Here is a 25546-nt window from a genome sequence, read left to right as displayed (position 1 = left end):
ACCCTTATTGCTCCTTTAATGCCCATCAGTACCCATAGATGGGACTGCATTAATCCAAAGGAGAATAATAATGTTAAAGCCTCTATCCCTACTGTCTGTCTCTGCTCTTGCACTTGTTAGCTTCAATGCTGCCGCGAACTGTGACCCTGGTGAAATTGTTATTAAGTTCAGTCATGTAACGAATACAGACAAACACCCGAAAGGCATCGCAGCATCACTGCTCGAAGAGCGCGTGAATACTGAAATGAACGGTAAAGCGTGTATGCAGGTATTCCCTAACTCAACACTGTACGATGACAACAAAGTTCTCGAAGCCCTTTTGAACGGCGATGTTCAACTTGCCGCTCCTTCACTTTCTAAATTCGAGAAGTTTACTAAGAAATACCGCATCTTTGATTTGCCATTCTTGTTTGAAAACGTGGAAGCAGTCGATCGTTTCCAAAACTCAGAGTCGGGTGAAAAACTGAAGAATGCGATGAAGCGTCGTGGCCTCCAAGGTCTAGCGTTTTGGCACAACGGTATGAAGCAGATGTCGGCGAACAAGCCACTGCTAGTACCGGGTGACGCGAAAGATTTGAAGTTCCGTGTTCAAGCATCAGACGTACTGGTTGCACAGTTTGAGCAGCTTGGTGCTAACCCTCAGAAGATGTCGTTCAAAGAGGTGTATGGCGGTCTGCAAACTAAGGTTATCGATGGTCAGGAGAACACTTGGTCAAATATCTACGGTAAGAAATTCTTCGAAGTACAAGACGGTGTGACAGAAACCAACCACGGCATCCTTGATTACCTCGTCGTGACATCTCGTGAGTTCTGGGATGGCATGCCAGAAGATACGCGTGACCAGTTTGCTTTGATTCTCAAAGAAGTCACTGAGACTCGTAATGCTGAGTCGACCAAAGTAAACCTAGCAAACAAAAACAACATCGTAGAGTCTGGTGGTGTGGTGCGTACTTTGACGCCGGAGCAGCGCCAGCAATGGGTAGAAGCTCTTCAGCCAGTGTGGAAGAAGTTTGAGAAGGACATCGGCTCTGATCTCATCGAAGCAGCACTTGCGTCTAACCAACAATAACTATTAAGCAGTCCATGACCTCACGAAAGTGAGGTCATCTTCCCTGTCCCAATTATTACAAAAGCGATGTATCACATGGAACAGTCTTTTATCTCTCGTATTGGCAAGGTTACCGATGCCTTTGAAGAAACGCTGATTGCGTTCTTTTTAGGTGCGATGACACTGTTAACATTTGCCAATGTTATCTCTCGTTATGTGTTTAACGACAATATTTTATGGGCACTCGAACTTACCGTTTTTATGTTTGCCTGGATGGTGCTCGTCGGCGCTTCTTATGGTGTAAAGAAACACTTTCATATCGGTGTTGATGTCGTGATCAACATGGTTTCGGAAAACAACCGTAAGCTCTTTGCCATTCTCTCTGTTTTAGCCTGTCTGACGTTTTCAGTCCTGTTGCTTATTGGTTCATGGAACTACTGGTATCCGTTTGTCACCGACAGAGCTTGGTATGAAACCGACGATATTCCTATGCCGGAAATGCTCCAGTTTCTAGCGGACTGGCTCAATGAGGGTGAGCGTTACGAAAAAATGCCGCGATTTATTCCTTACATGGCGCTTCCTATTGGTATGGCTCTCCTGACTTTTCGATTTGCTCAGGCGGCCTATCAAATCTTTACTGGAAAGCTGGATCGCTTAATTGCAGGTCATGAAGCTGAAGAGGATTTGGAAGCATTGAAAGCGGAGATGCAAGACAACGCATTCGATAACGTTAAGGACAAGGATAAATAAGCATGGATATTCTATTACTCTTTCTAATGGTGATAGGCTTTATGCTTATCGGCGTGCCGATTGCGGTGTCTCTTGGCCTATCAAGCATTCTGTTTTTGTTGATGCACTCTGATGCTTCACTGGCCTCGGTTGCTCAAACTCTATTTAATGCCTTTGCTGGGCACTACACACTGCTTGCGATTCCATTCTTTATATTGGCATCCAGTTTCATGTCGACAGGTGGTGTGGCGAAGCGAATTATCCGTTTTGCGATTGCCATGGTTGGCTGGTTCCGAGGTGGATTGGCGATGGCATCGGTGGTGGCTTGTATGATGTTTGCTGCTCTGTCTGGCTCGTCGCCAGCGACGGTGGTCGCCATCGGTAGTATCGTTATCGCAGGTATGATTAAGAACGGTTATACCAAAGAGTTTGCCGCTGGCGTTATCTGTAATGCAGGGACGTTAGGCATTCTTATTCCGCCATCGATCGTTATGGTGGTCTATGCGGCAGCAACTGACGTTTCGGTAGGTCGCATGTTCCTTGGTGGTGTCATTCCCGGCTTGCTTGCTGGGTTGATGCTGATGATTGCCATTTATATTGCTGCCAAAGTAAAAGGTCTTCCAAAGCAGCCATTTGTAGGCTGGAAAGAGGTCTTCGATTCTGCTCGTGAAGCAAGCTGGGGTTTGCTGCTGGTGGTGATTATCCTTGGAGGGATCTATGGCGGGGTATTTACGCCGACGGAAGCGGCAGCGGTAGCAGCGGTCTACTCATTTTTGATCGCCAACTTCATCTATAAGGATATGGGGCCGTTTGCCGACAAGGAAAACAAGAAACCGGCTCTAATCAAAGTCTTTGAGACGTTTGTGCACAAAGATACCAAGCACACACTGTTTGAAGCAGGCAAGCTCACTATTATGCTGCTGTTTATCATTGCAAACGCATTGATTCTCAAGCATGTCCTGACTGAAGAGCGTATCCCTCAGATGATCACTGAATCGATGCTTTCTGCGGGTTTGGGACCGATCACCTTCCTAATTGTGGTTAACGTGTTGCTGCTAATCGGTGGTCAGTTTATGGAGCCGTCTGGTCTACTTATCATTGTCGCACCGTTGGTTTTCCCAATTGCGATTGCGCTTGGGATTGATCCAATTCACCTCGGCATCATGATGGTAGTAAACATGGAGATAGGCATGATTACGCCGCCCGTTGGGCTTAACCTGTTTGTGACGGCTGGTGTCGCTAAGATGTCGATGATGGGTGTGGTCAAAGCTGCTTTGCCATGGGTGGGTGTGATGTTCTTATTCTTGATCATCGTGACTTATGTACCTTGGGTGTCGACTTGGCTGCCAACGACCTTGATGGGACCAGAAATTATTACCAAGTAACAAAAAAAGAGGAGGTCGTTAGACCTCCTCATCAATATGTTTCCCATGTTGTGCCCTCGGGTCGGGCTGGAAGCGTCTTTCGTAGAATACGCGCTTCGCTTTTTGTTTGCGTCTGTCCCCAACTTCAACACGCTGCTCAACGTAAAAAATACCATCAATCTCAACAGTGTCTGAAATGAAGGGCACCTTGGTTTTTTCGCCCATCAGATCTCTCCCTCTTTCCAAAGTTGTTATGCAACATTGTGTTTACATTTATAAGTCTAGGAGATCTCAATCACAGTTCTAGTTTATTTTAGGGATTACTTTTGTAGGATTCCTTAATAAGCTGATATTTCTGCATTTTATCGTAGAGAGTTTTTCTCGGGACATTGAGTTTTTCCATGGTTTCTTTGATGCTGCCGTTGGTTTCAATCAGAGCCTGTTCAATGACATTTTTCTCAAATAGCCCTACCTGCTCTGCAAGGGTTTGCCCCGTGTCTTTCGAGTCGTGAGCGTGATCGCCCGCTTGAATCTTACCCAGCAAGACAAAACGCTCGGCGCAGTTTCGTAGCTCCCTCACATTGCCCGGCCAATCATGGCTAATTAGCTGACTTAATTCCTGTGGTCTAAGCGCATTTGCAGTCTTTCCATAGCGGGAAGCGGCCACTAGCTGAAAGTGGTGAAATAGGGCGGCGATATCGTCTTTACGCTCTCTTAATGGTGGGAGATCCAGCGTGACAATGTTGAGTCGGTAATAGAGGTCTTGTCTAAAATCGCCTTCCAGTGACGCTTGGTTTAGGTCGGTCTTGGTTGCCGCAATGACGCGAATATCAAGAGGGATTAGCGTATTCGAACCCACACGTTCGATTGAACGCTCTTGCAGGACGCGTAGCAGACGGATCTGAGCTTGCATCGGCATGGACTCTATCTCATCGAGAAACAGAGTGCCCCCTTGAGCATGCTCAAATTTACCTACACGGGTTGTTTCTGCGCCAGTAAATGCCCCCTTTTCATGGCCATACAGCTCACTTTCGATAAGGTTCTCAGGAACCGCGCCGCAGTTCACAGCGACAAAATTGGCGTCTTTTCGAGTGCTTTGTTCGTGAAGTGAACGTGCTACTAACTCTTTACCCGTACCCGTTTCTCCAAACAGCAGTATATCGGCATGAGTGTCCGCAACCGCAGAGATGGTTTCTCGCAGGTTTTGAATCACGGCCGTGTCGCCAATTATTCTTGGCCCCAGCGTTTGACTCGCTTTTAAAGAGCGTTTCAAATGCTCGTTTTCTAAGGTTAGCTGGCGCTTTTCGATGGCACGTTCGGTGATTTCGATAAGGCGCTCTGCCGAGAAAGGTTTTTCAATAAAGTCGTAAGCGCCATCTTGAATGGCCTGAACCGCCATAGATATATCGCCATGCCCGGTAATGAGGATCACCGGGATTCCCGTATAGTGGTGGCTGATTGTGTTGAGCAGATCTAACCCAGATAAACCAGGTAATCGGATATCTGAAATAATGGCGAGTGGTGTCTCTTGTTTGAGGCAGAGGAGCGCATCTTCGACATTAGCAAAGAATTTGGCATCGATATCGGCAAGCTCGAAACTTTGTTCCAAGGCGATTCGAATGTCGGATTCATCATCTATAAAAAAAACTTGGCTCATACAGGCTTCCTTGTGGGCGTCAGTGCTGAGTCGGTTATCGGTAGTTCGACACTAAAGCGAGCGCCCCCTAAAGAGGATTGAGTGACATGGATTTTTCCATGCAGGTTTTGAATGATTTGCTGAGAGATAGAGAGTCCTAACCCCAAACCGTTTTCCTTCGTGGTGTAGAAAGGCTCAAACAGATTCTCCTCTGAGTAATTCTGAAGTCCAGGACCGGAATCATCGACGTGGATTACAACGGTCTGATTTGTCGTTTCTACACTGAGATTTAACTGCTTTTTAGGGCTGTTCTCCATCGCTTGCGTCGCGTTGGTCATTAGGTTTATAAGCACCTGCTCAAGCTGAATAGGGTTAATGACAACGAGAATATCTTGCTGATCAATGACACAATCGAGCTTAACTTGGTGGCTCTTAAGCTGAGGCTGTATGAGCTCAATGGTTGAGAACAGTACCGGTGCCAATTTGACTTCGCTGAGCTCATTTGCGTCGCTTCGTCTGGCAAAAGATTTGAGCTGTTGGCTAATTTTCGCCATTCGTTCGGTCAGGGCGACGATACGATTCAGGTTGTCTTTGGCACGTTCGACCTTGTGTTTATCGATAAAACGTTGACCGTTTTCTGCAAAGCTTCTTATTGCAGCGAGAGGGTTGTTCAACTCGTGACTGATACTGGCTGACATCTGTCCTAACACCGCGAGTTTTGCTGCTTGAATAAGTTCATCCTGGGCTTGGCGAAGTGCTTTCTCTGTTTTGACTCGTTCATCAATCTCCACATGCAATTCCGCGGTTCTTTCCATGACGAGAAACTCAAGTTTTTGCTTAGCTTCTGCTTGTAGTTGCTCGATTTGTCGATGGCGATAGCGACGGTTTTCTGCCAGCGCGACGACGAGATAAAGGGAAATAAACACCAGAGCTATGACGCTAATAAAGCTGAAGAGGTCAATATAGAGCGCGGATAGCGGCGTTAGCACGCGAAGTATAAGGTTTGGGATGCCGGAGTCACGTTGGGTAGCCAAATACTGTTTGGTAAAAATATTCCCTTTTGGGTTAGTGAGCAACGTAGATGAAGCGAGCAAGTCACCTTGAAAGCCAAGGCTTTTGATATCGGTTTGCAGGTACTGTCGAGAGTCACGTATTGACGTTAGTGTTTCAGAATCAATATCGGAGAGACTGGTAAAAAGCCAATCGGCATCACTCGACATGAAAACGATCTGATTGTTATCGGTGGCAACATAAATGCTGTTATCACTTTGCCAGCTGCGCTCGATTGACGAGAGATCCATTTTAACTACAACCACGCCTATGTGGTCAGCGGCATAGGTCACAGGGAACGAGTAGTAGTAGCCTCTTTGTCCTGATGTCGAGCCGAGCGCAAAGTAAGCACTCTGTTTACCCTCAATTGCATTTTGAAAGTAGGGTCGGAACGCAAAATTCTTGCCGACAAACGAATGGGGAAGATTCCAGTTACTCGAGGCGATCGTATTGCCATAGCGATCCAATAGATAAGTATCAGAGGCAAGGATGATGGTATTGGCTTGTTGAAGATAGCGATTGGTCACTTCAATCTGCGCGGAGTTGTTAGGTGCTTGCAGAGCGTCGACCAACTCCTTGTCTTGCGATAGAAGCTGAGGAATATGACGATACTTATCAAGCTTACTATCTATGGTCTCGACAAAGCGATTGAGCCAGTTTTGGTGTTGCAATTGCATCGCTTCAAAGCTGTGACGCCAATACCAGTGACCGGCTGTCGCAGAGATAAAAACAAACAGTGCAATAAAGCTCACTAAAATCCGTTTTAATCGCATGACAGCACCTCTACAGCTCGATATCTATAGGTTAACTAATATAAGGAAATTGTGGCGAAAAAGTTATAAGAACTGAGAGGTGGAAGACCAGCAAAACAGGAGCAAGATCTCTTTTTTCGTCTTTCACCAAAAAAAGCCCTTCAATCTCTTGAAAAAGTCGATATTGTCCCCATTTCAATGTGGACTTAGGAGAAATCAGCACTGATTTCCCTTTTCTTTGAGTATTTAGCGACAAAAGCGTCGATTGACCCGAGTTCGACTCGACAGGGTAGGTGGAGATCGCTAGAATGTCGCGTCTGAAATTTTGTCCTGAGACTAATCAGAGATGCCTTTTAACTAACATGTTCTAACTGACATGTTCAGTGCTAAAGAAGACGTCACTCATTAGTCCGATATCCAGAGCAAAGTGCTGTATAAGGCACAATTGACTGGTTATCGATGCTCATTTTAAAGAAGTACGTTTGGTACTAACAAGGATGAAGCGGAAGTATCCTCGTGATATTGACGCTCATACGCTCAGCCAACACTGAGCCAAACTGAGGTTTATACAATGCAAGTTACTGTTGAAACTCTAGAGGGCCTAGAGCGCCGTCTAAACATTACTGTTCCTGCTGCTAACATCGAAGACGCAGTGACAGCTGAACTACGCAACATCGCGAAAAACCGTCGTTTCGATGGTTTCCGTAAAGGCAAAGTGCCAATGAAGATGGTTGCTAAAATGTACGGCCAAGCAGTACGTCAAGACGTGATGGGTGAAGTTATGCAACGTCACTTCATCGAAGCAATCGTTTCTGAAAAAATCAATCCAGCAGGCGCACCAACTTTCGCTCCTGTTGAGAACGAAGCTGGTAAAGATCTAGTATTCACTGCAACTTTCGAAGTTTACCCAGAAGTTGAACTTAAGGGTCTAGAGAACGTTGTAGTTGAAAAACCAACGACTGAAGTACAAGACGCAGACGTTGAAGAGATGATCGAAACTCTACGTAAGCAGCAAGCAGCTTGGACTGAAGTTGAAGAAGCAGCTGAAGACGGCAAGCGTGTAACAATCGACTTCACTGGTTCTATCGACGGTGAAGAGTTCGAAGGCGGTAAAGCTGAGAACTTCCCACTAGAAATGGGCGCTGGTCGCATGATCCCAGGTTTTGAAGACGGTATCCAAGGTAAGACTGCGGGTATGGAATTCGAAATCGACGTAAACTTCCCAGAAGATTACCACGCTGAGAACCTAAAAGGTAAAGCAGCTAAGTTCCTAATCAAAGTGAACAAAGTTGAAGCTCAAGAACTACCAGAAATCAACGACGAGTTCGTTGCTAAGTTCGGTGTAGCTGAAGGCGGCGTTGACGCTCTTAAAGCTGAAGTTCGTAAGAACATGGAGCGTGAGCTTAAGCAAGCAATCAAGAACCGTATCAAAGAGCAAGCTCTTGACGGTCTAGTTAAAGAGAACGACATCGACGTTCCTGCTGCACTAATCGATCAAGAGATCGGTGCTCTACGTCAGCAAGCTGCACAGCGTTTCGGCGGCAACCCAGAAGCAGCAGCTCAGCTTCCACGTGAGCTATTCGAAGAGCAAGCTAAGCGTCGCGTAGTTGTTGGTCTTCTTCTAGGTGAAGTGATCAAGTCTGAAGAGCTAGAAGCTAGCGATGAGAAAGTGAAAGAGCTTATCTCTGAAATGGCAACTGCATATGAAGATCCATCAGAAGTTATCGCTTACTACGAGCAAAACGAGCAAATGATGAACAACATGCGCAACGTTGCACTAGAAGAGCAAGCGATCGACGCGATCCTAGCTAAAGCACAGGTTTCTGACAAAGAAGTTAGCTTCAACGAGCTAATGAACCAGCAGCCTGCAGCTTAATAAGCAATATCTTGTATAGAAGGTTGACTTAGAGTCGACTTCTCTGCTAACAATGGTCCGTATGATGTTTATCATCCGGGCCATTTATTTTAGGGACATAAGAATATGAGCTACCAAGAAAAAAATGCAATGTCGCCAATTATGAACGCGCTAGTACCTATGGTGGTTGAACAAACTTCCCGCGGCGAACGCTCTTACGATATTTATTCGCGACTACTAAAAGAACGAATCATTTTCTTGACTGGTCAAGTGGAAGACAACATGGCGAATCTTATCGTCGCCCAAATGCTTTTCCTAGAATCAGAAAATCCTGACAAAGATATTTTCCTCTACATCAACTCACCAGGTGGCAGTGTAACAGCGGGTATGTCTATCTACGACACCATGCAGTTCATCAAACCTAACGTCAGCACACTGTGTACTGGTCAAGCATGTTCAATGGGTGCCTTCCTACTTGCTGGTGGTGCTCCAGGTAAACGCTTTGCGCTGCCAAACTCTCGCGTGATGATTCACCAACCGCTAGGCGGCTTCCAAGGTCAAGCATCTGATATTCAAATTCACGCGCAAGAAATCCTGACCATCAAAGAGAAGCTAAACAAACTTCTTGCTGAGCACTCAGGTCAACCACTCGAAGTTGTTGAAAAAGATACTGACCGTGACAACTTCATGTCAGCGGCTCAAGCAGCTGAATACGGTATTATCGACGAAGTTTTGACCCACCGCGGTTAACCCGTCATCGTTTGAGTGAAATAAGACTGGATTGCAGCCCTTGAAAAGTGAATTCTCGGGCGCAATATAGTCTAAAGTGATATACACTCAAAACATAGAAAGTAAAGGCTAAGAGGTTAGCGAATGACAGATAAAAGCAAAGAGGGCGGTAGTGGTAAACTATTGTACTGCTCTTTCTGTGGCAAAAGTCAGCACGAAGTTCGCAAGCTAATCGCAGGTCCGTCTGTTTACATTTGCGATGAATGCGTTGACTTGTGCAACGACATTATCCGCGAAGAGATCAAAGATGTGCTGCCGAAGAAGGAATCTGAAGCGTTGCCAACGCCAAGAGACATTCGCGCGCACCTAGACGATTACGTAATCGGCCAAGACTATGCGAAGAAAGTTCTCTCTGTTGCCGTATACAACCACTATAAGCGCTTGCGCAATGGTGATACTACGGCAGACGGTGTTGAACTCGGTAAGAGTAACATCCTCCTTATCGGTCCAACAGGTAGTGGTAAAACGCTACTTGCTGAGACGCTTGCTCGTTTCCTTGATGTTCCATTCACTATGGCCGACGCAACGACACTAACCGAAGCCGGTTATGTTGGTGAAGACGTAGAAAACATCATTCAGAAACTGCTGCAAAAGTGCGACTACGACGTAGCAAAAGCAGAGCGTGGTATCGTTTATATCGATGAAATCGACAAGATCTCACGCAAAGCAGAAAACCCATCAATTACGCGCGATGTATCCGGTGAAGGTGTGCAGCAAGCACTGCTAAAACTGGTTGAAGGTACGATTGCTTCTGTTCCACCTCAAGGTGGTCGTAAGCATCCACAGCAAGAGTTCTTGCAAGTGGACACATCTAAGATCCTATTTATCTGTGGCGGTGCATTTGCTGGTCTAGATAAAGTGATTGACCAGCGTGTAGCAACGGGAACTGGTATTGGCTTTGGTGCGGAAGTTCGCTCTAAAGACGAAACCAAAACCGTTGGTGAGTTGTTCACTCAAGTTGAGCCAGAAGATTTGGTTAAATACGGCCTTATCCCTGAGTTCATCGGCCGTCTTCCAGTCACGACAACATTGACTGAGCTGGATGAAGACGCGCTGATTCAAATCTTGAACGAGCCTAAAAACGCCCTTACTAAGCAGTACGGTGCCTTGTTCGAGCTTGAAGGTGTTGAACTTGAGTTCCGCGAAGATGCACTGCGTGCGATCGCCGCTAAAGCGATGGAGCGTAAAACAGGTGCTCGTGGTCTGCGTTCAATTCTTGAAGGTGTGCTTCTTGAGACCATGTATGAGCTTCCATCGGCAACAGATGTAAGCAAGGTGGTTATCGACGAAAGTGTGATAAATGGTGAGTCAGAACCGCTACTTATCTACACCAACAACGACAATCAAGTGGCAAGCGCAGAGTAATTTGCCAAGTTCACTCAAAAAGGAGGTAATCATTACCTCCTTTTTTTATTTCTTTATTGAATCCAACGAATACGCCCCCATATACTGAAAATAATACTAAGCGGAAGAGAGAATAATATGAACTTGGAACGTTCCGAGCGTATAGAAATCCCGGTATTGCCTCTGCGCGACGTTGTGGTATACCCACACATGGTGATTCCTTTGTTTGTTGGCCGCGAAAAGTCGATCAGCTGTTTAGAAGCAGCGATGGACAATGACAAACAAGTACTCCTAGTAGCTCAAAAAGAAGCAGATACTGAAGAGCCAACCATTGATGACCTGTATACCACGGGTACTGTTGCTACGATCCTGCAGCTACTAAAACTTCCTGACGGTACAGTGAAGGTGCTTGTTGAGGGTCAACAGCGAGCAAACATCAGCAGTTACCGTGATGAAGACTTTTTCGTTGCGGATGCAGAATTCCTAATTACTCCAGAGCTTGAAGAGCGCGAAGAAGAAGTCATTGTGCGCAGTGCCATTGACCAATTTGAAGGCTTCATCAAGCTGAACAAAAAAATCCCACCAGAGGTACTGACCTCTCTAGGTGGTATCGATGAAGCAGCCCGTCTTGCCGACACTATCGCTGCGCACATGCCGTTGAAACTCGCTGACAAGCAACAAGTGCTTGAATTGCTGGATGTGACAGAGCGTCTTGAATTCCTAATGGGGCAAATGGAGTCGGAGATTGACTTATTACAAGTTGAGAAACGAATCCGTGGTCGCGTTAAGAAGCAGATGGAGAAATCACAGCGCGAGTACTACCTCAACGAGCAAATGAAGGCTATCCAAAAAGAGTTGGGTGACCTTGATGATGCGCCGGATGAGTTCGAGACGCTAAAAGCAAAAATCGAAGAATCGAAAATGCCAGCGGAAGCGAAAGAGAAGACAGAGCAAGAGCTTCAAAAGCTTAAGATGATGTCTCCAATGTCCGCTGAAGCCACTGTGGTACGCAGCTACATCGATTGGATGGTAGGTGTACCGTGGGCGAAGCGCTCTAAGGTTAAGAAAAACCTAGCGAAAGCTGAAGAAGTACTGAACGAAGACCACTATGGTCTGGAGCGTGTCAAAGAGCGCATCCTTGAGTACTTAGCCGTGCAAAACCGCATCAATAAGCTGAAAGGTCCTATCTTATGTCTTGTTGGTCCTCCAGGTGTGGGTAAAACCTCTCTTGGTCGCTCGATTGCGGCAGCAACGGGCCGTAAGTACGTGCGTATGGCACTAGGCGGCGTACGTGATGAAGCGGAAATCCGTGGTCACCGTCGTACTTACATTGGTTCGATGCCAGGTAAGCTTATCCAGAAGATGTCTAAGGTAGGCGTTAAGAACCCGCTATTCCTACTTGATGAGATCGATAAGATGTCATCGGACATGCGTGGCGATCCGTCTTCTGCACTGCTTGAGGTTCTAGACCCAGAGCAGAACAATGCATTTAACGACCACTACCTAGAGGTCGACTACGATCTCTCGGATGTGATGTTTGTGGCGACATCGAACTCGATGAACATTCCGGGCCCACTTTTGGACCGTATGGAAGTGATTCGTCTGTCGGGCTACACCGAAGATGAAAAGCTAAACATTGCGAAGCGTCACCTTGTTTCTAAACAGGTACAACGCAATGGCCTGAAAGCGCACGAGATTGAAATTGAAGACTCAGCGATCATCGGCATCATCCGTTACTACACTCGTGAAGCGGGCGTACGTAGCCTAGAGCGTGAAATCTCGAAGATCTGTCGTAAAGCTGTGAAGAACATCCTGCTTGACCCAGAACTGAAGAAAGTGACGGTTAACCAAGACAATCTGAAAGAATACCTTGGCGTACAGCGCTTTGACTACGGTAAAGCTGATGACAGCAACCGCATTGGTCAGGTGACAGGCCTTGCATGGACAGAAGTGGGCGGCGACCTACTGACTATCGAAACAGAAGCGATGGTGGGTAAAGGTAAGCTGACGCAAACGGGTTCACTTGGCGACGTTATGCAAGAGTCGATTCAGGCGGCAATGACGGTGGTACGTTCGCGCGCTGAAAAACTTGGTATTAACACGGACTTTTACGAGAAGCGTGATATCCACGTTCACGTACCTGAAGGTGCAACACCAAAAGATGGCCCAAGTGCGGGTATCGCGATGTGTACTGCGCTTGTTTCTAGTCTGACTGGCAACCCAGTAAAAGCTGAGGTGGCCATGACAGGTGAAATTACTCTGCGTGGTGAGGTGCTTCCAATCGGTGGTTTGAAGGAAAAACTGTTAGCAGCGCACCGTGGTGGTATCAAAACTGTGTTGATTCCTAAAGATAACGAGCGTGATCTGGAAGAGATTCCTGACAACGTTATCGCGGATCTAAAAGTGATTCCAGTTCAATGGATTGACGAAGTTCTTGAGGTAGCACTAGAGCGAGCACCGCTTGGAGCGGCGTTTGAACCTGTAAAATAGTGATGTGCCCCAAATTTAGGTAAAAGAAATACGCTGATAGGTAAAAAAAGCTTGTCAGCGTTTTTTTGTGGCACTAACTTTAGCTATGTAACTCCGAAGCCCTTGATAGACAAGGCTTGGAGTCTTTAACTACGAGAATGGAACTAACGTTACCTTTTAAAAATAATAATCTGGTAACAGAAAGGGGAAACACAGTGAATAAAACACAATTAGTGGAAAAAATCGCAGAGAACGCAGATCTATCTAAAGCTTCAGCTGGCCGTGCACTAGACGCTTTCATCGAAGCAGTGAGCACTACTCTAGAAGAAGGTGATCAAGTGGCTCTAGTTGGCTTTGGTACATTCAGCGTTCGTACTCGTGCAGCGCGTACTGGTCGTAACCCAAAAACTGGTGAAGAGATCCAAATCTCTGAAGCTAAAGTTCCTGCATTCAAAGCAGGTAAAGCGCTTAAAGACGCTTGTAACTAATCTTTTGTTGCAGTTAGTCGCAAACCTTGCATTAACTGCACAAAAATTAAGCTTTCAACAAGCTTAATCGACAAAAAAAGTCGAACCTTTTTTAAATATGCGCATCTTACTGATGCGCATTTCTTTTTCTGATATTATCCCAAGCAGTAGAAGATAACCCTTCCTATCTGGAGAGTAATAAAATTATGATGGAGCGAATTCGCGAAGGCGTGAATAGCATCGCGGTTAAAATTATCCTAGGACTCATTATTCTGTCTTTTGTGTTTGCAGGTGTAGGCAGCTATATCGCAGGCGGTATTGGCAACACAGCTGCAAAAGTGGGTAATGTTGAGATCGGTCGTGGCGAGTTTGAGCAAGCGTATCAAAACGAGCGTAATCGTATGCAATCGCAAATGGGCGAGTACTTCTCGACTCTACTTAGCGATCCAAGCTATGTCGCTTCTTTCCGTAAGTCTGTTCTGGACCGCATGATTGACGATGTCCTTCTTGAGCAACATGCAGAGTCTTTGGGCCTTCGTATTAGCGATGCTCAAATTCGTACTATGATGCTAGAAATGCCTCAGTTCCAAAACGATGGCAAGTTCGACCCAGAAATTTATCAAGCAACGCTTCGCCGTGCTGGCTTCAGCGCAGACAGCTTTGCTGAGTACCTTCGCCGTGACCTAGTTCGTAACCAACTGCTAAGTGCACTGCAAGGCAGTGAGTTTACACTTCCAAGTGAAATTGAATCTCAAGGCAAGCTGTTAACTCAAACGCGTGATATCAAAACGCTGACTCTTTCTCTTGAGGAGTTCGCTAACAAAGCGACGATTACTGAAGAAGAGATTCAACAGTATTACGATGAAAACCCGGTTCAATTTACTCGCCCAGAGCAAGTAAAAGTGTCGTACATCGAGCTATCTGCGCAAGCGCTGAAAGACAGTGTTGAAGTCACCGATGCGGATGTACAGCAGTACTACGATGAGCACCTAGACAAGTACTCAACGTCTGAACAGCGTGAAGTCAGCCATATCCTAGTTCAAGGTGACGATGAAGCGAAAGCTCAAGCTATTCTTGACGAGCTAAATGCGGGTGCCGATTTTGCTACAGTCGCGAAAGAGAAATCTGAAGACATTGGTAGCTCTGAAGAAGGTGGCTCCCTAGGCTGGATTGAGCGTGATGTCATGGACCCAGCATTTGAAGAAGCGGCATTTTCGCTTGCTAATGTTGGTGACCGCACGGGTCTAGTGAAATCTGACTTTGGCTACCACATCATCAAACTGGATGCGGTAAAAGCTTCTGAGTCTAAGCCTCTTGCAGAAGTGAAAGACGAAATCATCGCAGAACTGCGTGACCAGGTAGCGATTGATGAGTTCTACAGCCTTCAAAATGAGCTAGAGAAAGTTGCCTTTGAATACCCAGACTCTTTGGATGATGCAGCAAAAGCTGTAAACCAAAAAGTCGTCACAACGGACTTCATCTCTCAAGTTGACGCACCTGAGATCCTAAGATCGCCTGCCGTTATGCAAGCACTAGAATCACCTGAAGTGAAAGAAGATGGTCTTAACTCAGAGGCAATGGAAATCGCACCTGAGCACATCATTGTGGTTCGTGTTGACGACGTTCGTGATCAAACGGTTCTTCCTTTAGAAGAAGTGAAAGAACAGGTTGAAACACAGCTAGCGAAAGTGAAAGGCGAACAAGCGGCAATGGAGCTTGGTGTTCAACTGGTTAATGACCTAAAAGAAGGCAAGACAGATACTCTAGATGCAAATAACCTAGTGTTTGGCGAGCTAGAAACAATCGACCGCAGCTCACCACTAGCAGGTACTGTATTTGCTATGTCTAAACCTGAAGAAGGTGCAGCAACCTTTGCTCAAACCAAAGACATGCAAGGTAATATTGTGGTCGTAGAGCTGAGCAAAGTAGCGTCTGATTACGACAATGCTTACAACGAGCAAATCGGTGCACAAATGGCGCGTGAAGCCACTCAAAAAGATCTGACTTCAGTTATCGCGATTTTGCGCAGTAATACTGAGATCGAGTACTTCCTAGACGCTCAGTAATAGGTGAGCGGTAATCGCCGCATAGATGTTGGTGCGTTCACATAAGAATGTAACTGATAATCAAATAATAACGGACTGCTTTTGCAGTCCGTTATAGTTTCTGCTCCAATGACTTCCTCTCTCACACTTATCCCTTAACTTGGCTCACTCGAACACCAAACAAATAGGGATTATCATGAAACTAATTACGTCAATCTGGCTTGCTATCGCTTTGCTCGTCGCTCCTATAGGCTCTCTTTGGGCCTCTGAAGGTGATAAGTTAGAAGGGATAGAGATAACTGTGAATATCAACCAAGCGGAGCCAGAAGAGCTTGCAGAGCTTCTCAAAGGGATTGGAATCGATAAGGCACAAAAGATAGTGGATTATCGAGAAGCCAACGGCAAGTTCAAATCTGCCGACGATCTCACTCAGGTGAAAGGCATTGGTGCTGCGACGGTCGAGAAGAATCGCGACCGTATTATTCTATAGCGGCTTCAGTTCACTATATCGGAGATGCACTTTATCTACGATAGTGGTAGTAAAGTGCAAGACCCAAGCCTGCTATTAATCCAATAGCATGTGCTTGGGTCGCCACATTGGCTTCTATTAGTGCTGCGGTGGCGACGGAGGCACCATAAATCGACTCCCAACCTACCTTAGCAACCCCACCTATGACGAGTAACCAACTGGATCGCCTTCCTTCTAAGGCTTCTTTCAACGCCCAGAAGGCGAAGACGGCATGCAGTACACCGGACAGGCCAAGATATTGACCTAAAGACGTCATCAACAGTCCTGTACCTATGATAGTGGCACTGGCTAAAACGACGGCGACTAGGGTGCGCCATCTAGGACGAAACAGGTAACAAATAACCCAAAGACCGGCTAGGTTCATTGCAAGGTGTGCTAAGTTGGTGTGGGAGAAGTTTCCTGTTACTATCCGCCACCACTGGCCTGAATAGATGGCTAGTTTATTCCATTCAACCCACTCTTGAAGCGTGGGCAGTTGAAGCAAAGCGCAGAGAAAACTAAACAGCGATAGCCTTATGACGAAAGAAGTGTTCATGTCTCGGTATTGTCCAAAATGCCTCAAAGCAAAGCGGGCGTGTATATGTCAGTGGATAGAGCCCATCCACTGTGACACACAATTGATCATTTTGCAGCATACTAGCGAAGAAAAACGCCCCTTAGGCACCGCTCGAATTTTGTCTCTGTCTCTTGGCAATGCCTTTTTATTTGTTGGAGAGGATTTCAGTCAACACACTGAATTAAATGCCTTAATTGATGACAAAGATTATCGTACCGTCGTGCTTTACCCCGGTGAAGGAGCACTGCCGGCAGAGGCTCTAGCTGATGATAGTGAGAGCAAGCCTCTTAGAGTGATATTACTGGACGGTACATGGAAAAAGGCATTTAAAATGTGGAAGCTGTCTACCAACCTACATTCATTGCCTTTGGTAAAGCTGGCCGATGATCTAATTGGTGATTACCGTATTCGCAAAGCACCGTCGAGCAATGCGCTATCGACCGTAGAGGCTGGGTTTCACTTACTTGAAACGATTGAGCCCAACATCGACTTTACCCCCCTTGTTAATACATTTAATGAGATGATTGGCTTTCAAATCAAAAACATGCCAGAAGGCGTTTTCGAGCGGAACTATTGTGTTCAAAAATAGCGTGTTCAAAAACAGCGCGATAATAATAAGGCGATAGAAAACTAGCTTGCAGCAAACAACTGTTGATGCATCTTTTGAGCATAACCATCTGTCATTGCCGAGATATAATCGGCGATAACGCGCATACCATCATCGTGTTGACCGCACGCTTTTTTCCATAAGTTACACGTCGACTCCGGTAATAGTCGTTCTGGGTCAGCGCTGAAGGCCTCAAACAAATCCATTATGATTTGCTGGCCTTTGTACTCGAAGATTTGTACCCGTGGTACCTGAATCACATAGTCGCTGACGAACTGCTTAAGAACGTCAAGCACTGCGGCCATACCTTCCTCAAGGTAGGCGTTGTAGGCAAGCAGCGGGCTCTCGAATTGATTGTTAGCGACAGCTCTTACTTCAATGCTGGTCAAAAGTGCGTTTACAATGCCGCCAATGGCATCTTTACGTTCATAGTGCTTACCAGAAAACAGCAGTTCAGAAATGGAATCGATGTTCTCGGTTAACCAGTTGGGCTCTAGTTTCTTTAATGCCTCTGCAGCACTCAGTTGCCAACGCTCTTTATTGACGAGCTCAAGTACAATGGCATCTTCAAGATCGTGCACACCGTAGGCGATGTCATCAGCAAGCTCCATGATCGAACAATCAAGAGACTTAAATTGTGTCTTGCGGTGGCCATTTGGCGATGTTTTTCCGGGGCGCATGGTTTGAAACAGCGCTTTATCGGATGGCGTTAATGGTTGCAGTACCCAATCGAATTGAGCGTCATCTTTGTCGTAGATGCCCTTGGCTGGCGACCAGTCTTTGGCTTTAAGCTGACGCTGATGGGCGACCGGTTGAGGCAGTTTGTCAGAACAAGTACGGCTGAGTGGGGCGGGGTACTTCAACAGGCCTAACAAGGTTCTCCTGGTTAAGTTCATCCCGTGTGATTCCGTATAGGGTTCGAGTTGAGTGACGATCCGAAATGTTTGTGCATTACCCTCAAAGCCACCGTACTCTCGCATCATGTAATTAAGCGCGACTTCCCCACCGTGCCCATAGGGAGGATGACCAATGTCATGCGCTAAACAGAGCGCTTCAATCAGGGCGTCACATGGTAACAATGCATCGAATTCGGGCTGTTTTTGTCGTAATTGCGCCACTATTCCTGAGCCAATTTGAGCCGCTTCAAGAGAGTGAGTAAGTCGAGTTCGATGAAAGTCATTCACCCCAGTGCCATGGACCTGGGTTTTAGCCTGCAGGCGACGAAACGCGGCTGAATGGAGTATTCTCGCCCTATCACGCTGGAATGGATCGCGGTGATCGTTTCTTCTCAGCTTGTGTTCATCACTGTGTCTTGCTTGCCAGACATCCAGTTGCTCAAGAGTGGCTGCACTTAGCAAGGGATTTTTGTGATTCATGCTCTCTCCTGAGTACTAGCTGATTTCATCCAGCGATAATTCAAAGCTAGGAGCAAACGTATTCAGAAAGTAATCCATTTCTGGCGTTTTTCGCTCCTGCAAGGTCTGGTCCAAACGCTTTTTTGCTAGCGCGTATTCGTGGTTACCCGCGCTCAGCTCTTCAAGACACTTAAGGTAAGCACAGATAGAATCCGCCTGCTTGACGATCTGCGTATCCTCTTCGTATGCGGCATCAGAAATCAGGAAAGGTCGAAAGTCTTCTTGAAATTCTTCAGGGAGAAGCGATAACAACTTTTGCTCGGCTGCCGCTTCTATCTTTTTGTATTCTTTCGCTATTTCAGGGTTGTAGTACTTAACCGGAGTAGGGAGGTCTCCAGTCAATACTTCACTGGTGTCATGATACATGGCTAAGATTGCAATACGCTCTGGATTGGTATTGCCGCCAAATTTCTTATTTTTGATGATGGCTAGTGCATGGGCGACGAAGGCAACTTGGAGGCTATGTTCTGAGATGTTTTCAGTAGAGACAGAGCGCATAAGTGGCCAACGCTGGATCAGCTTCATGCGAGCAAGGTGAGCGAAAAAATGACTTTCTTTCATACAGCAAATCCCCTTAATACGCGCCAGAGTGACAGTTTGGCGCGTATTAAGAATAGGCTTTATGGCTGAAATATGAAAGAGTTACTGGCTGTAGGTAGACAGGAATTTTTCAAATCGACCGATGGCCATTTCAAGATCTTCCACATGAGGAAGCGTGACGATTCTGAAGTGATCCGGTTTCGGCCAGTTGAAGCCAGTCCCCTGAACCAACAGTACTTTTTCCTGTTTAAGGAAATCGAGCACCATTTTTTGGTCATCCTTGATGTTGTACATCTTGGTATCAATTTTCGGGAACAGGTACATCGCCCCTTTAGGCTTCACACAAGAAATTCCTGGTATCTGTGTGATTAGATCATAGGCCTTATCACGCTGCTCAAGTAGGCGACCGCCAGGTAATATGAGTTCATTAATACTCTGATAACCACCAAGAGCAGTTTGAATGGCATGCTGCATCGGCACATTGGCGCATAAACGCATTGAAGCAAGCATCTCTAGACCTGCAATATAGCCCGTGGCGTACTCTTTAGGGCCGGTCATGAACATCCAACCGCCGCGGAACCCACACACGCGGTAAGATTTTGAAAGACCATTAAAGGTCACAACCAGCACATCTTCCGTCAAGGTCGCGACAGAGGTGTGCGTTGCTCCGTCATAGAGAACCTTATCGTAGATCTCATCGGCAAAAATGATCAGCTTATGTTGGCGAGCAATCTCAATTACTTCGAGAAGAAAGTCGCGACTGTATACTGCGCCCGTTGGATTGTTCGGGTTGATAAGCACGATGCCACGTGTTTTCGGTGTGATCTTCTTCTTGATGTCATCCAGGTCTGGATACCAATCCGCTTCTTCATCACACAGGTAGTGAACCGGGTTACCGCCAGACAAGGATACCGCTGCCGTCCAAAGTGGATAATCAGGAGCGGGAACTAACATTTCATCCCCGTTGTTTAACAGTGCTTGCATCGCCATTACAATAAGCTCAGATACACCATTACCGATGTAAACATCTTCGACGTCTAGACTGCGAATGCCTTTGCGTTGGTAATGTTGAACTACCGCTTTTCGAGCGGAGTATATACCTTTGGAATCGCAATAACCTTGAGAAGTCGGTAGGTTTCTGATGACATCGACTAAAATTTCATCAGGGGCGTCAAAACCAAATGGGGCGGGATTACCGATATTGAGTTTCAGTATTTTATGTCCCTCTTCCTCCATGCGTTTAGCATGTTTGAGTACAGGTCCCCTAATGTCATAGCAGACATTATCGAGTTTTGACGACATCCCGATATTTTTCATTGTTATATTCCTAAAAATTCGATAATTTCTTTACTAAATTACACCAAATTGGCATTTGAAAGAATATAAATCTGCAAAAAGTGGAAAATAAAGAGACGGTATGAATAGGGTTGTACTGAGCAGGTTAACATTGCGAGCAATAAAACGGCTTGTTGCTTGATCTATGCGTTTGGTAGAAATAGAGTATTTCGTGTATATAGAAACAAATTTTAAGGTTATGAGGTTGATTTGTCTCAGTTAACAACGGCTATCGCTCAGCTTATCAGCAAGCTCGAAAAGGCACCACAAGGTTGCAAGCGCATTGAGCAAGAAATACAGGGTCATCCGAAATTTCATTGCATTGATTGGCTAGAAGCTCAACCTCACTTTCCAAAGTTCTATTGGCAGTCACGTGATACGCGTGAAGAGGTCGTTGCGCTTGGTCAGTTGCACACTTTCTCAGAAGCGTCTCCTGCCTACGCCATTCTCGCGGACAACCAACGTGTTTGGGGTGGTCGCTCATTTGATGGGCACACCGATAAAAACAGGCGCTGTATGTCGGCTTTCTTCTTTCTTCCTCAAGTCGAGTTAATCCGTTTTGACACCTCTTGGCGCATCGCGGTCAACATCAGTATGAGTGTCGACAAGGCGATCGGTGCGCTCAAGCAATTGATGGCGGACGTGACAGAGCTGCCACCCCTGGCAACTTCTATTGTTGGCATGACACATACGCCAAACGAGCAGCAGTGGCATGAGCTGGTCGATGATGTGTTAACGGGGATTGAAGAGGACAGATTCAAGAAAGTGGTGTTAGCGCGCAAAACCACCATTGACATCAAAGACCCTATCTCACCGGCACAGCTTCTCAAAGCAAGTTATCGTGAAAACCACCATAGCTTTCACTTTCTCATGGCGTTATCAAAGGAACTTGCATTTGTAGGTTCCACACCAGAGCGCTTATATCGCCGTGTTGGCCAGCAACTTGAGACTGAAGCCCTAGCGGGGACCATCGGTCGTGGTGACAATGCCGCGCAAGATATGGAGCTTGCAAATTGGTTGACCCAAGATCTTAAGAACATCAATGAGAACCAATATGTGGTCGATGACATCTTGCAGAGCCTTGCTCCACATTCGAGTGAGGTGCATCTAGAGAAGGAACTTCGCCTAGTTCGTCTTCGAAAAGTGCAGCATCTTAAACGAAATATTGTCGCTCAGCTTAGTAAGGGCATCAATGCGGTTCAACTGCTGCAAGCTCTGCAACCAACGGCTGCGGTAGCGGGCTTGCCGCGCAGCGAAGCACTGGCTTATATCCAAGAGAATGAACCCTTTGCACGTGGTTGGTATGCCGGTTCCGTCGGCTATTTGAGTCATGAAAAAGCCGAGTTTTGCGTCGCGATTCGCAGTGCGCTGCTGATGAAAGATGAAGTTCAGCTCTTTGCGGGCGCTGGCATTGTTCCGGGGTCCGTTGCGGCTCATGAATGGCAAGAGCTCGATAAGAAGATGTCTACTTTATTGAGCCTTATTTCAGACAATCCATCGCTAGGGGTCGCATCATGAGTCTCAACCAGGCGGCTTTGAATCGGGTTTGGACTCAAGTTTTAATAGAAGAATGCTATCGACAAGGTGTAAGACACATCTGCATCGCGCCAGGTTCACGGTCTACGCCGCTCACGCTTGAAGCGGTCGCTCATCCTGATATGACTGTGCATACTCATTTTGACGAGAGAGGTTTAGGTTTTTTGGCGCTGGGGCTAGCCAAATCGACGCGCACTCCGGTTGCGGTTATCGTGACTTCGGGAACCGCTGTGGCGAACTTGTTGCCTGCGGTTGCAGAATCAAAGCTCACCAAAGAGCCGCTGGTTCTGCTTACGTCAGATAGACCCGTTGAGCTGGTTGGTTGCGGCGCCAATCAAGCTATCGAGCAATCGGGGATCTTTTCTCAGCATGTCACCTATGCGCTTAATTTACCTTCCCCAAGTACGCAGGTCCCGCTTTCATGGCTTTTGACCTCCGTGGATCACGCGTTTGCTGAGCAAAAGCAGAAAGGCTCGAGCATTCATATTAATTGTCCTTTCCCAGAGCCTTTGTATGGCGGAGAGGACAAATCAGCGTTCCATGACTATTTATCGGCAATTGATGTCTGGTTGAATAGTGAACAGTGTTACGTCACCTATTCAGTACCATCACCTAGCAGAATCGATGTGGAAGACATTACGGCGCTTAATCTTGGTTCACACAAAGGAACCATCATAGTCGGCAATGTCACCTTGGCGGAGGCTGAAAAAGCCAAAGCGTTGGGCGTGCTGTTGGGATGGCCGGTGTTGTTCGACCCGCAGTCAGGCACTCATGATAAATGGCAGTGCTACGATATGTGGCTTCAAAACGCAAAGCTTAGCCAAAAACTGAGCGAAACTGACTTGATCGTCCAATTTGGGTCTAGATTAGTATCGAAACGTCTTTTGGCTTGGGTTGATAGGCAAGTGTCGGAGCGATGCGATTACTTGGTTGTGTTGCCTTATCTCGATAGGCTGAATCCGAGTCATTTGAGGGTGAGCTTTATTCATGCAGATATCCAAAGCTGGTTAGAGTCTGCGTCGAGTGTGATTTCCAATAGTAGCCACAAGGGGTGGGCGGATATGCTTGCTTTGGCCTCTCATAGCGTATTGGAGAACGTACCACAGCGACCTCACATTACAGAGTTTGATGTCGCGAGAACAATAGAGCAATTACCGAAAGATACCGCATTGTTTATCGGCAACAGCCTGATCGTTAGGCTGGTGGATATGGTGACAGGTGTTCCATCGATTGAGACGTTTACTAATCGAGGCGCTTCCGGTATTGATGGTCTTGTCGCAACGGCGGCTGGGGTGCAGCGTGGTATCCAAGGCCCATTGGTGCTTTATATCGGTGACACATCACTGCTTTACGATCTGAATTCGCTCGCCCTGTTTTCGAATGTTAGTACGCCATCGATCATTGTGGTAACCAACAATGATGGTGGTGCGATATTTGACATTTTGCCTGCACCCGCAGAGCACAAAAAGCAGTGCTACCGAATGCCTCATGGCTATCGATTTGAACACGCCGCAAAGCAGTTTGGATTGCAATATGCGGTACCAGCGTCTTCAACTGAACTTAGCCAAGCTTTGTCTACCCACCTTGAACAGGGCGTTGGTGCGCTTTTGCTAGAAGTAACCACAGACCCTCACGAAGTGAGCACTCTTATACGTGAGCTGAGCCAATCGGTGGCGCAGTAACATGCTAGCAAGTCATTTTTCCCCAGCGAAGTCTGAAGAAAGCACGCGCCTTCTGGTGTTTATACATGGCTTTCTGGGATCTGGGGATGACTGGTTAGCCGTATCTGAACGACTTCCTGATTACTCTCGCTTGATGATTGACCTTCCAGGGCATGGGAAAAGTTGTGCCATCAAAGGTGAAAGTTTTGACCAAGTTTGCAAAATGATTCGTGCGACAATACTAAACTGTATTGAAGCACAGAAACTTGGCACTACAGTGTCGGTATGTTTGGTCGGTTATTCGCTGGGTGCACGTTTGGCGATGTACCTAATGACCGATTGTCACTCGAACGCTGATGATTTTAATTTGTTAAATATTAATGGATTAGTCATTGAAGGTGGTAATTTTGGTCTAGAAACAGAGAGTCTTCGCTCAGCTCGCCTAGATAACGATAGTCAATGGGCTGAGCGCTTTCGAGATGAAGAGATTGCAGCAGTTTTGACCGACTGGTATCGACAGCCGGTGTTTTCCTCACTAAACCATGAGCAAAGACAACTTTTGATTGCCAAGCGTAGTGTTAACCTTGGGAGTGCATTAAGTGACATGCTGCTAGCAACCTCCCTAGCCAAACAGCCTTACTTGCTACCTCAAGTGCAGGCCTTGTCGTTTGATCAAGGCAGAGTCCCGCTGTATATCTGCGGGGCGCTTGACCACAAATTTACTGAGCTTGCAAAAGAGAGCAATCTCCAAACCGAGGTGATTGCCAATGCGGGCCATAATGTACATAAAGAGCAGCCTGAAGCTTTTGCTTCAAAGCTGCGTAACTATCTAGAACAAAAGAGCTTAGGCTTAATAAAATAATTGGAATAGATCATGGCTAAAACCGTTGGATTAACAGAAGAAGAGCTTTACGCACCCGTAGATTGGGCCGATGTAACGGGTGATTTTGAAGAGATCAAATATCACAAATCTAAAGATGGCATTGCAAAAATCACGATCGCTCGCCCGCAAGTACACAATGCGTTTACGCCAAGAACTGTCAATGAAATGATTAAGGCGTTGGCAGATGCACGCTATGACGAAGGCGTGGGCGTTATCATTCTTACTGGTCTTGGTGAGAAGGCGTTCTGCTCAGGTGGTGATCAAAGCGTTCGTGGTGACTATGGCGGTTACCAAGATGATTCTGGTACTCACCACCTCAACGTTTTGGACTTCCAACGTCAAATCCGTACCTGCCCTAAGCCTGTGATTGCATCCGTAGCGGGTTGGGCTGTTGGTGGCGGTCACGTTCTGCACATGATGTGCGATCTAACTATCGCAGCAGAGAATGCTCAGTTTGGTCAAACTGGCCCTAAAGTAGGCTCGTTTGATGGCGGCTGGGGCGCGTCGTATATGGCTCGCATTGTAGGTCAGAAGAAGGCTCGTGAAATTTGGTTCCTATGCCGTTTCTATGATGCGCAAGAAGCTGTCGATATGGGGCTAGTCAACACAGTTGTGCCTCTCGAAGACCTAGAAAAAGAGACAGTGCGTTGGTGTCGTGAAGTGCTGCAACACAGCCCTATGGCGCTGCGCTGCCTGAAAGCTGCGCTCAACGCAGACTGTGATGGCCAAGCAGGTCTTCAGGAGTTGGCGGGTAATGCGACCATGATGTTCTATATGACCGAAGAGGGTCAAGAGGGTCGTAATGCTTTCAATGAGAAGCGTCGCCCAGACTTCGATAAGTTCCCAAGAAACCCGTAATTAAGGGTTTGCAGCACTCTCATTGTGCTGCAAACCAAGGTGACATTTTGCAACATTTTTGAGCAACAATTGTTTGGA

The 25546-nt window shown here is 46.5% G+C and carries 22 protein-coding genes; 15 read left to right on the top strand and 7 right to left on the bottom strand.

The genetic code is table 11. The annotated features are described in order from the left end of the window. Positions 1-70 precede the first annotated feature (70 nt). From AC6I8U_RS12075 to AC6I8U_RS12065, 3 genes are all read left to right on the top strand, one after another. Positions 71-1069, top strand: coding sequence for a TRAP transporter substrate-binding protein (locus AC6I8U_RS12075; protein ID WP_446569356.1), 999 nt, complete (start codon positions 71-73; stop codon positions 1067-1069). 75 nt (positions 1070-1144) lie between these two features. After that, positions 1145-1798, top strand: coding sequence for a TRAP transporter small permease (locus AC6I8U_RS12070; protein WP_498017028.1), 654 nt, complete (start codon positions 1145-1147; stop codon positions 1796-1798). Positions 1799-1800: 2 nt separating this feature from the next. Next, the gene (locus tag AC6I8U_RS12065; protein ID WP_234494288.1) at positions 1801-3162 is read left to right on the top strand and encodes a TRAP transporter large permease; all 1362 of its coding nucleotides are present in this window, start codon (positions 1801-1803) and stop codon (positions 3160-3162) included. 18 nt (positions 3163-3180) lie between these two features. On the opposite strand, the gene AC6I8U_RS12060 is transcribed toward AC6I8U_RS12065, so the two are convergent. From AC6I8U_RS12060 to AC6I8U_RS12050, 3 genes are all read right to left on the bottom strand, one after another. Continuing rightward, a complete protein-coding gene (locus tag AC6I8U_RS12060; RefSeq protein ID WP_234494287.1) occupies positions 3181-3366 on the bottom strand; it encodes a hypothetical protein in 186 nt (61 codons plus the stop codon). Positions 3367-3454: 88 nt separating this feature from the next. Next, a complete protein-coding gene (locus tag AC6I8U_RS12055; RefSeq protein ID WP_498017027.1) occupies positions 3455-4798 on the bottom strand; it encodes a sigma-54-dependent transcriptional regulator in 1344 nt (447 codons plus the stop codon). After that, positions 4795-6600 carry a sensor histidine kinase gene (locus AC6I8U_RS12050; RefSeq protein WP_498017026.1) on the bottom strand — a complete coding sequence of 602 codons (1806 nt, stop codon included), beginning with the start codon at positions 6598-6600 and terminating at the stop codon, positions 4795-4797. The genes AC6I8U_RS12055 and AC6I8U_RS12050 overlap by 4 nt, the downstream gene beginning before the upstream one ends. 550 nt (positions 6601-7150) lie before the next feature. Between AC6I8U_RS12050 and tig the strand changes: the two genes are divergently transcribed. From tig to AC6I8U_RS12015, 7 genes are all read left to right on the top strand, one after another. Then, entirely contained in the window at positions 7151-8455 is a 1305-nt protein-coding gene (gene tig / locus AC6I8U_RS12045; RefSeq protein WP_234494284.1) for a trigger factor, read from the top strand. 105 nt (positions 8456-8560) lie between these two features. Beyond that, complete coding sequence (gene clpP / locus AC6I8U_RS12040; protein WP_042474027.1) at positions 8561-9184, top strand: ATP-dependent Clp endopeptidase proteolytic subunit ClpP; 624 nt, start codon at positions 8561-8563, stop codon at positions 9182-9184. 123 nt (positions 9185-9307) lie between these two features. Further along, the gene (gene clpX, locus AC6I8U_RS12035) at positions 9308-10588 is read left to right on the top strand and encodes an ATP-dependent protease ATP-binding subunit ClpX (protein WP_042474030.1); all 1281 of its coding nucleotides are present in this window, start codon (positions 9308-9310) and stop codon (positions 10586-10588) included. A 117-nt stretch (positions 10589-10705) separates the two neighbouring features. Further along, on the top strand, positions 10706-13057 hold the full coding sequence (lon, locus tag AC6I8U_RS12030) for an endopeptidase La (protein ID WP_252013737.1): 2352 nt from the start codon (positions 10706-10708) through the stop codon (positions 13055-13057). Between the two features lie 194 nt (positions 13058-13251). After that, positions 13252-13524 (top strand): HU family DNA-binding protein, encoded by a 273-nt coding sequence (locus tag AC6I8U_RS12025; protein WP_006075676.1) that lies wholly within the window; start codon positions 13252-13254, stop codon positions 13522-13524. 185 nt (positions 13525-13709) lie between these two features. Further along, positions 13710-15569, top strand: a complete 1860-nt coding sequence (gene ppiD, locus AC6I8U_RS12020) for a peptidylprolyl isomerase (RefSeq protein WP_498017025.1) — start codon at positions 13710-13712, stop codon at positions 15567-15569. A 175-nt stretch (positions 15570-15744) separates the two neighbouring features. Next, entirely contained in the window at positions 15745-16038 is a 294-nt protein-coding gene (locus AC6I8U_RS12015) for a ComEA family DNA-binding protein (RefSeq protein WP_252013739.1), read from the top strand. A 31-nt stretch (positions 16039-16069) separates the two neighbouring features. Here the strand turns inward: AC6I8U_RS12015 and rrtA are convergent, their stop codons facing one another. Next, positions 16070-16612 carry a rhombosortase gene (gene rrtA / locus AC6I8U_RS12010; RefSeq protein WP_498017024.1) on the bottom strand — a complete coding sequence of 181 codons (543 nt, stop codon included), beginning with the start codon at positions 16610-16612 and terminating at the stop codon, positions 16070-16072. Between rrtA and AC6I8U_RS12005 the strand changes: the two genes are divergently transcribed. Continuing rightward, entirely contained in the window at positions 16611-17222 is a 612-nt protein-coding gene (locus AC6I8U_RS12005; protein WP_498017023.1) for a tRNA-uridine aminocarboxypropyltransferase, read from the top strand. The two genes, rrtA and AC6I8U_RS12005, sit on opposite strands and share 2 nt — an antisense overlap. A 41-nt stretch (positions 17223-17263) precedes the next feature. Here AC6I8U_RS12005 and AC6I8U_RS12000 read toward each other — a convergent pair whose 3' ends face one another. The 3 genes from AC6I8U_RS12000 to AC6I8U_RS11990 form a co-directional block, all read right to left on the bottom strand. After that, complete coding sequence (locus AC6I8U_RS12000) at positions 17264-18616, bottom strand: anti-phage deoxyguanosine triphosphatase (protein ID WP_498017022.1); 1353 nt, start codon at positions 18614-18616, stop codon at positions 17264-17266. A 15-nt stretch (positions 18617-18631) separates the two neighbouring features. After that, a complete protein-coding gene (gene yfbR / locus AC6I8U_RS11995; protein WP_234494277.1) occupies positions 18632-19216 on the bottom strand; it encodes a 5'-deoxynucleotidase in 585 nt (194 codons plus the stop codon). An 81-nt stretch (positions 19217-19297) separates the two neighbouring features. Further along, positions 19298-20512 (bottom strand): pyridoxal phosphate-dependent aminotransferase, encoded by a 1215-nt coding sequence (locus AC6I8U_RS11990; RefSeq protein WP_234494276.1) that lies wholly within the window; start codon positions 20510-20512, stop codon positions 19298-19300. Positions 20513-20740: 228 nt separating this feature from the next. Here AC6I8U_RS11990 and AC6I8U_RS11985 point away from each other — a divergent pair, with 228 nt between their 5' ends. From AC6I8U_RS11985 to menB, 4 genes are read left to right on the top strand one after another with little or no spacing between them, the layout of a single operon-like run. Beyond that, on the top strand, positions 20741-22048 hold the full coding sequence (locus AC6I8U_RS11985; protein ID WP_498017021.1) for an isochorismate synthase: 1308 nt from the start codon (positions 20741-20743) through the stop codon (positions 22046-22048). Then, positions 22045-23748 (top strand): 2-succinyl-5-enolpyruvyl-6-hydroxy-3-cyclohexene-1-carboxylic-acid synthase, encoded by a 1704-nt coding sequence (gene menD / locus AC6I8U_RS11980; RefSeq protein WP_498017020.1) that lies wholly within the window; start codon positions 22045-22047, stop codon positions 23746-23748. The genes AC6I8U_RS11985 and menD overlap by 4 nt, the downstream gene beginning before the upstream one ends. A 1-nt stretch (position 23749) precedes the next feature. Further along, positions 23750-24589: a 2-succinyl-6-hydroxy-2,4-cyclohexadiene-1-carboxylate synthase gene (gene menH, locus AC6I8U_RS11975; protein ID WP_498017019.1), complete on the top strand. Its 840-nt coding sequence runs from the start codon at positions 23750-23752 to the stop codon at positions 24587-24589. Positions 24590-24601: 12 nt separating this feature from the next. Continuing rightward, entirely contained in the window at positions 24602-25468 is an 867-nt protein-coding gene (gene menB, locus AC6I8U_RS11970) for a 1,4-dihydroxy-2-naphthoyl-CoA synthase (RefSeq protein WP_128649945.1), read from the top strand. The last annotated feature ends 78 nt before the right edge of the window (positions 25469-25546 follow it).

It is taken from the genome of Vibrio sp. KUL80, from assembly GCF_059725495.1.
The sequence above is the reverse complement of the archived record's forward strand: the minus strand, read 5'-3'. Positions and strand labels throughout refer to the sequence as shown.

Coding starts and splice junctions, on each gene's coding strand:
- AC6I8U_RS12075 (WP_446569356.1), top strand. CDS start 71: ATGTTAAAGCCTCTATCCCTACTGTCTGTCTCTGCTCTTGCACTTGTT.
- AC6I8U_RS12070 (WP_498017028.1), top strand. CDS start 1,145: ATGGAACAGTCTTTTATCTCTCGTATTGGCAAGGTTACCGATGCCTTT.
- AC6I8U_RS12065 (WP_234494288.1), top strand. CDS start 1,801: ATGGATATTCTATTACTCTTTCTAATGGTGATAGGCTTTATGCTTATC.
- AC6I8U_RS12060 (WP_234494287.1), bottom strand. CDS start 3,366: ATGGGCGAAAAAACCAAGGTGCCCTTCATTTCAGACACTGTTGAGATT.
- AC6I8U_RS12055 (WP_498017027.1), bottom strand. CDS start 4,798: ATGAGCCAAGTTTTTTTTATAGATGATGAATCCGACATTCGAATCGCC.
- AC6I8U_RS12050 (WP_498017026.1), bottom strand. CDS start 6,600: ATGCGATTAAAACGGATTTTAGTGAGCTTTATTGCACTGTTTGTTTTT.
- tig (WP_234494284.1), top strand. CDS start 7,151: ATGCAAGTTACTGTTGAAACTCTAGAGGGCCTAGAGCGCCGTCTAAAC.
- clpP (WP_042474027.1), top strand. CDS start 8,561: ATGAGCTACCAAGAAAAAAATGCAATGTCGCCAATTATGAACGCGCTA.
- clpX (WP_042474030.1), top strand. CDS start 9,308: ATGACAGATAAAAGCAAAGAGGGCGGTAGTGGTAAACTATTGTACTGC.
- lon (WP_252013737.1), top strand. CDS start 10,706: ATGAACTTGGAACGTTCCGAGCGTATAGAAATCCCGGTATTGCCTCTG.
- ppiD (WP_498017025.1), top strand. CDS start 13,710: ATGATGGAGCGAATTCGCGAAGGCGTGAATAGCATCGCGGTTAAAATT.
- AC6I8U_RS12015 (WP_252013739.1), top strand. CDS start 15,745: ATGAAACTAATTACGTCAATCTGGCTTGCTATCGCTTTGCTCGTCGCT.
- AC6I8U_RS12005 (WP_498017023.1), top strand. CDS start 16,611: ATGTCTCGGTATTGTCCAAAATGCCTCAAAGCAAAGCGGGCGTGTATA.
- rrtA (WP_498017024.1), bottom strand. CDS start 16,612: ATGAACACTTCTTTCGTCATAAGGCTATCGCTGTTTAGTTTTCTCTGC.
- AC6I8U_RS12000 (WP_498017022.1), bottom strand. CDS start 18,616: ATGAATCACAAAAATCCCTTGCTAAGTGCAGCCACTCTTGAGCAACTG.
- yfbR (WP_234494277.1), bottom strand. CDS start 19,216: ATGAAAGAAAGTCATTTTTTCGCTCACCTTGCTCGCATGAAGCTGATC.
- AC6I8U_RS11990 (WP_234494276.1), bottom strand. CDS start 20,512: ATGAAAAATATCGGGATGTCGTCAAAACTCGATAATGTCTGCTATGAC.
- menD (WP_498017020.1), top strand. CDS start 22,045: ATGAGTCTCAACCAGGCGGCTTTGAATCGGGTTTGGACTCAAGTTTTA.
- menH (WP_498017019.1), top strand. CDS start 23,750: ATGCTAGCAAGTCATTTTTCCCCAGCGAAGTCTGAAGAAAGCACGCGC.
- menB (WP_128649945.1), top strand. CDS start 24,602: ATGGCTAAAACCGTTGGATTAACAGAAGAAGAGCTTTACGCACCCGTA.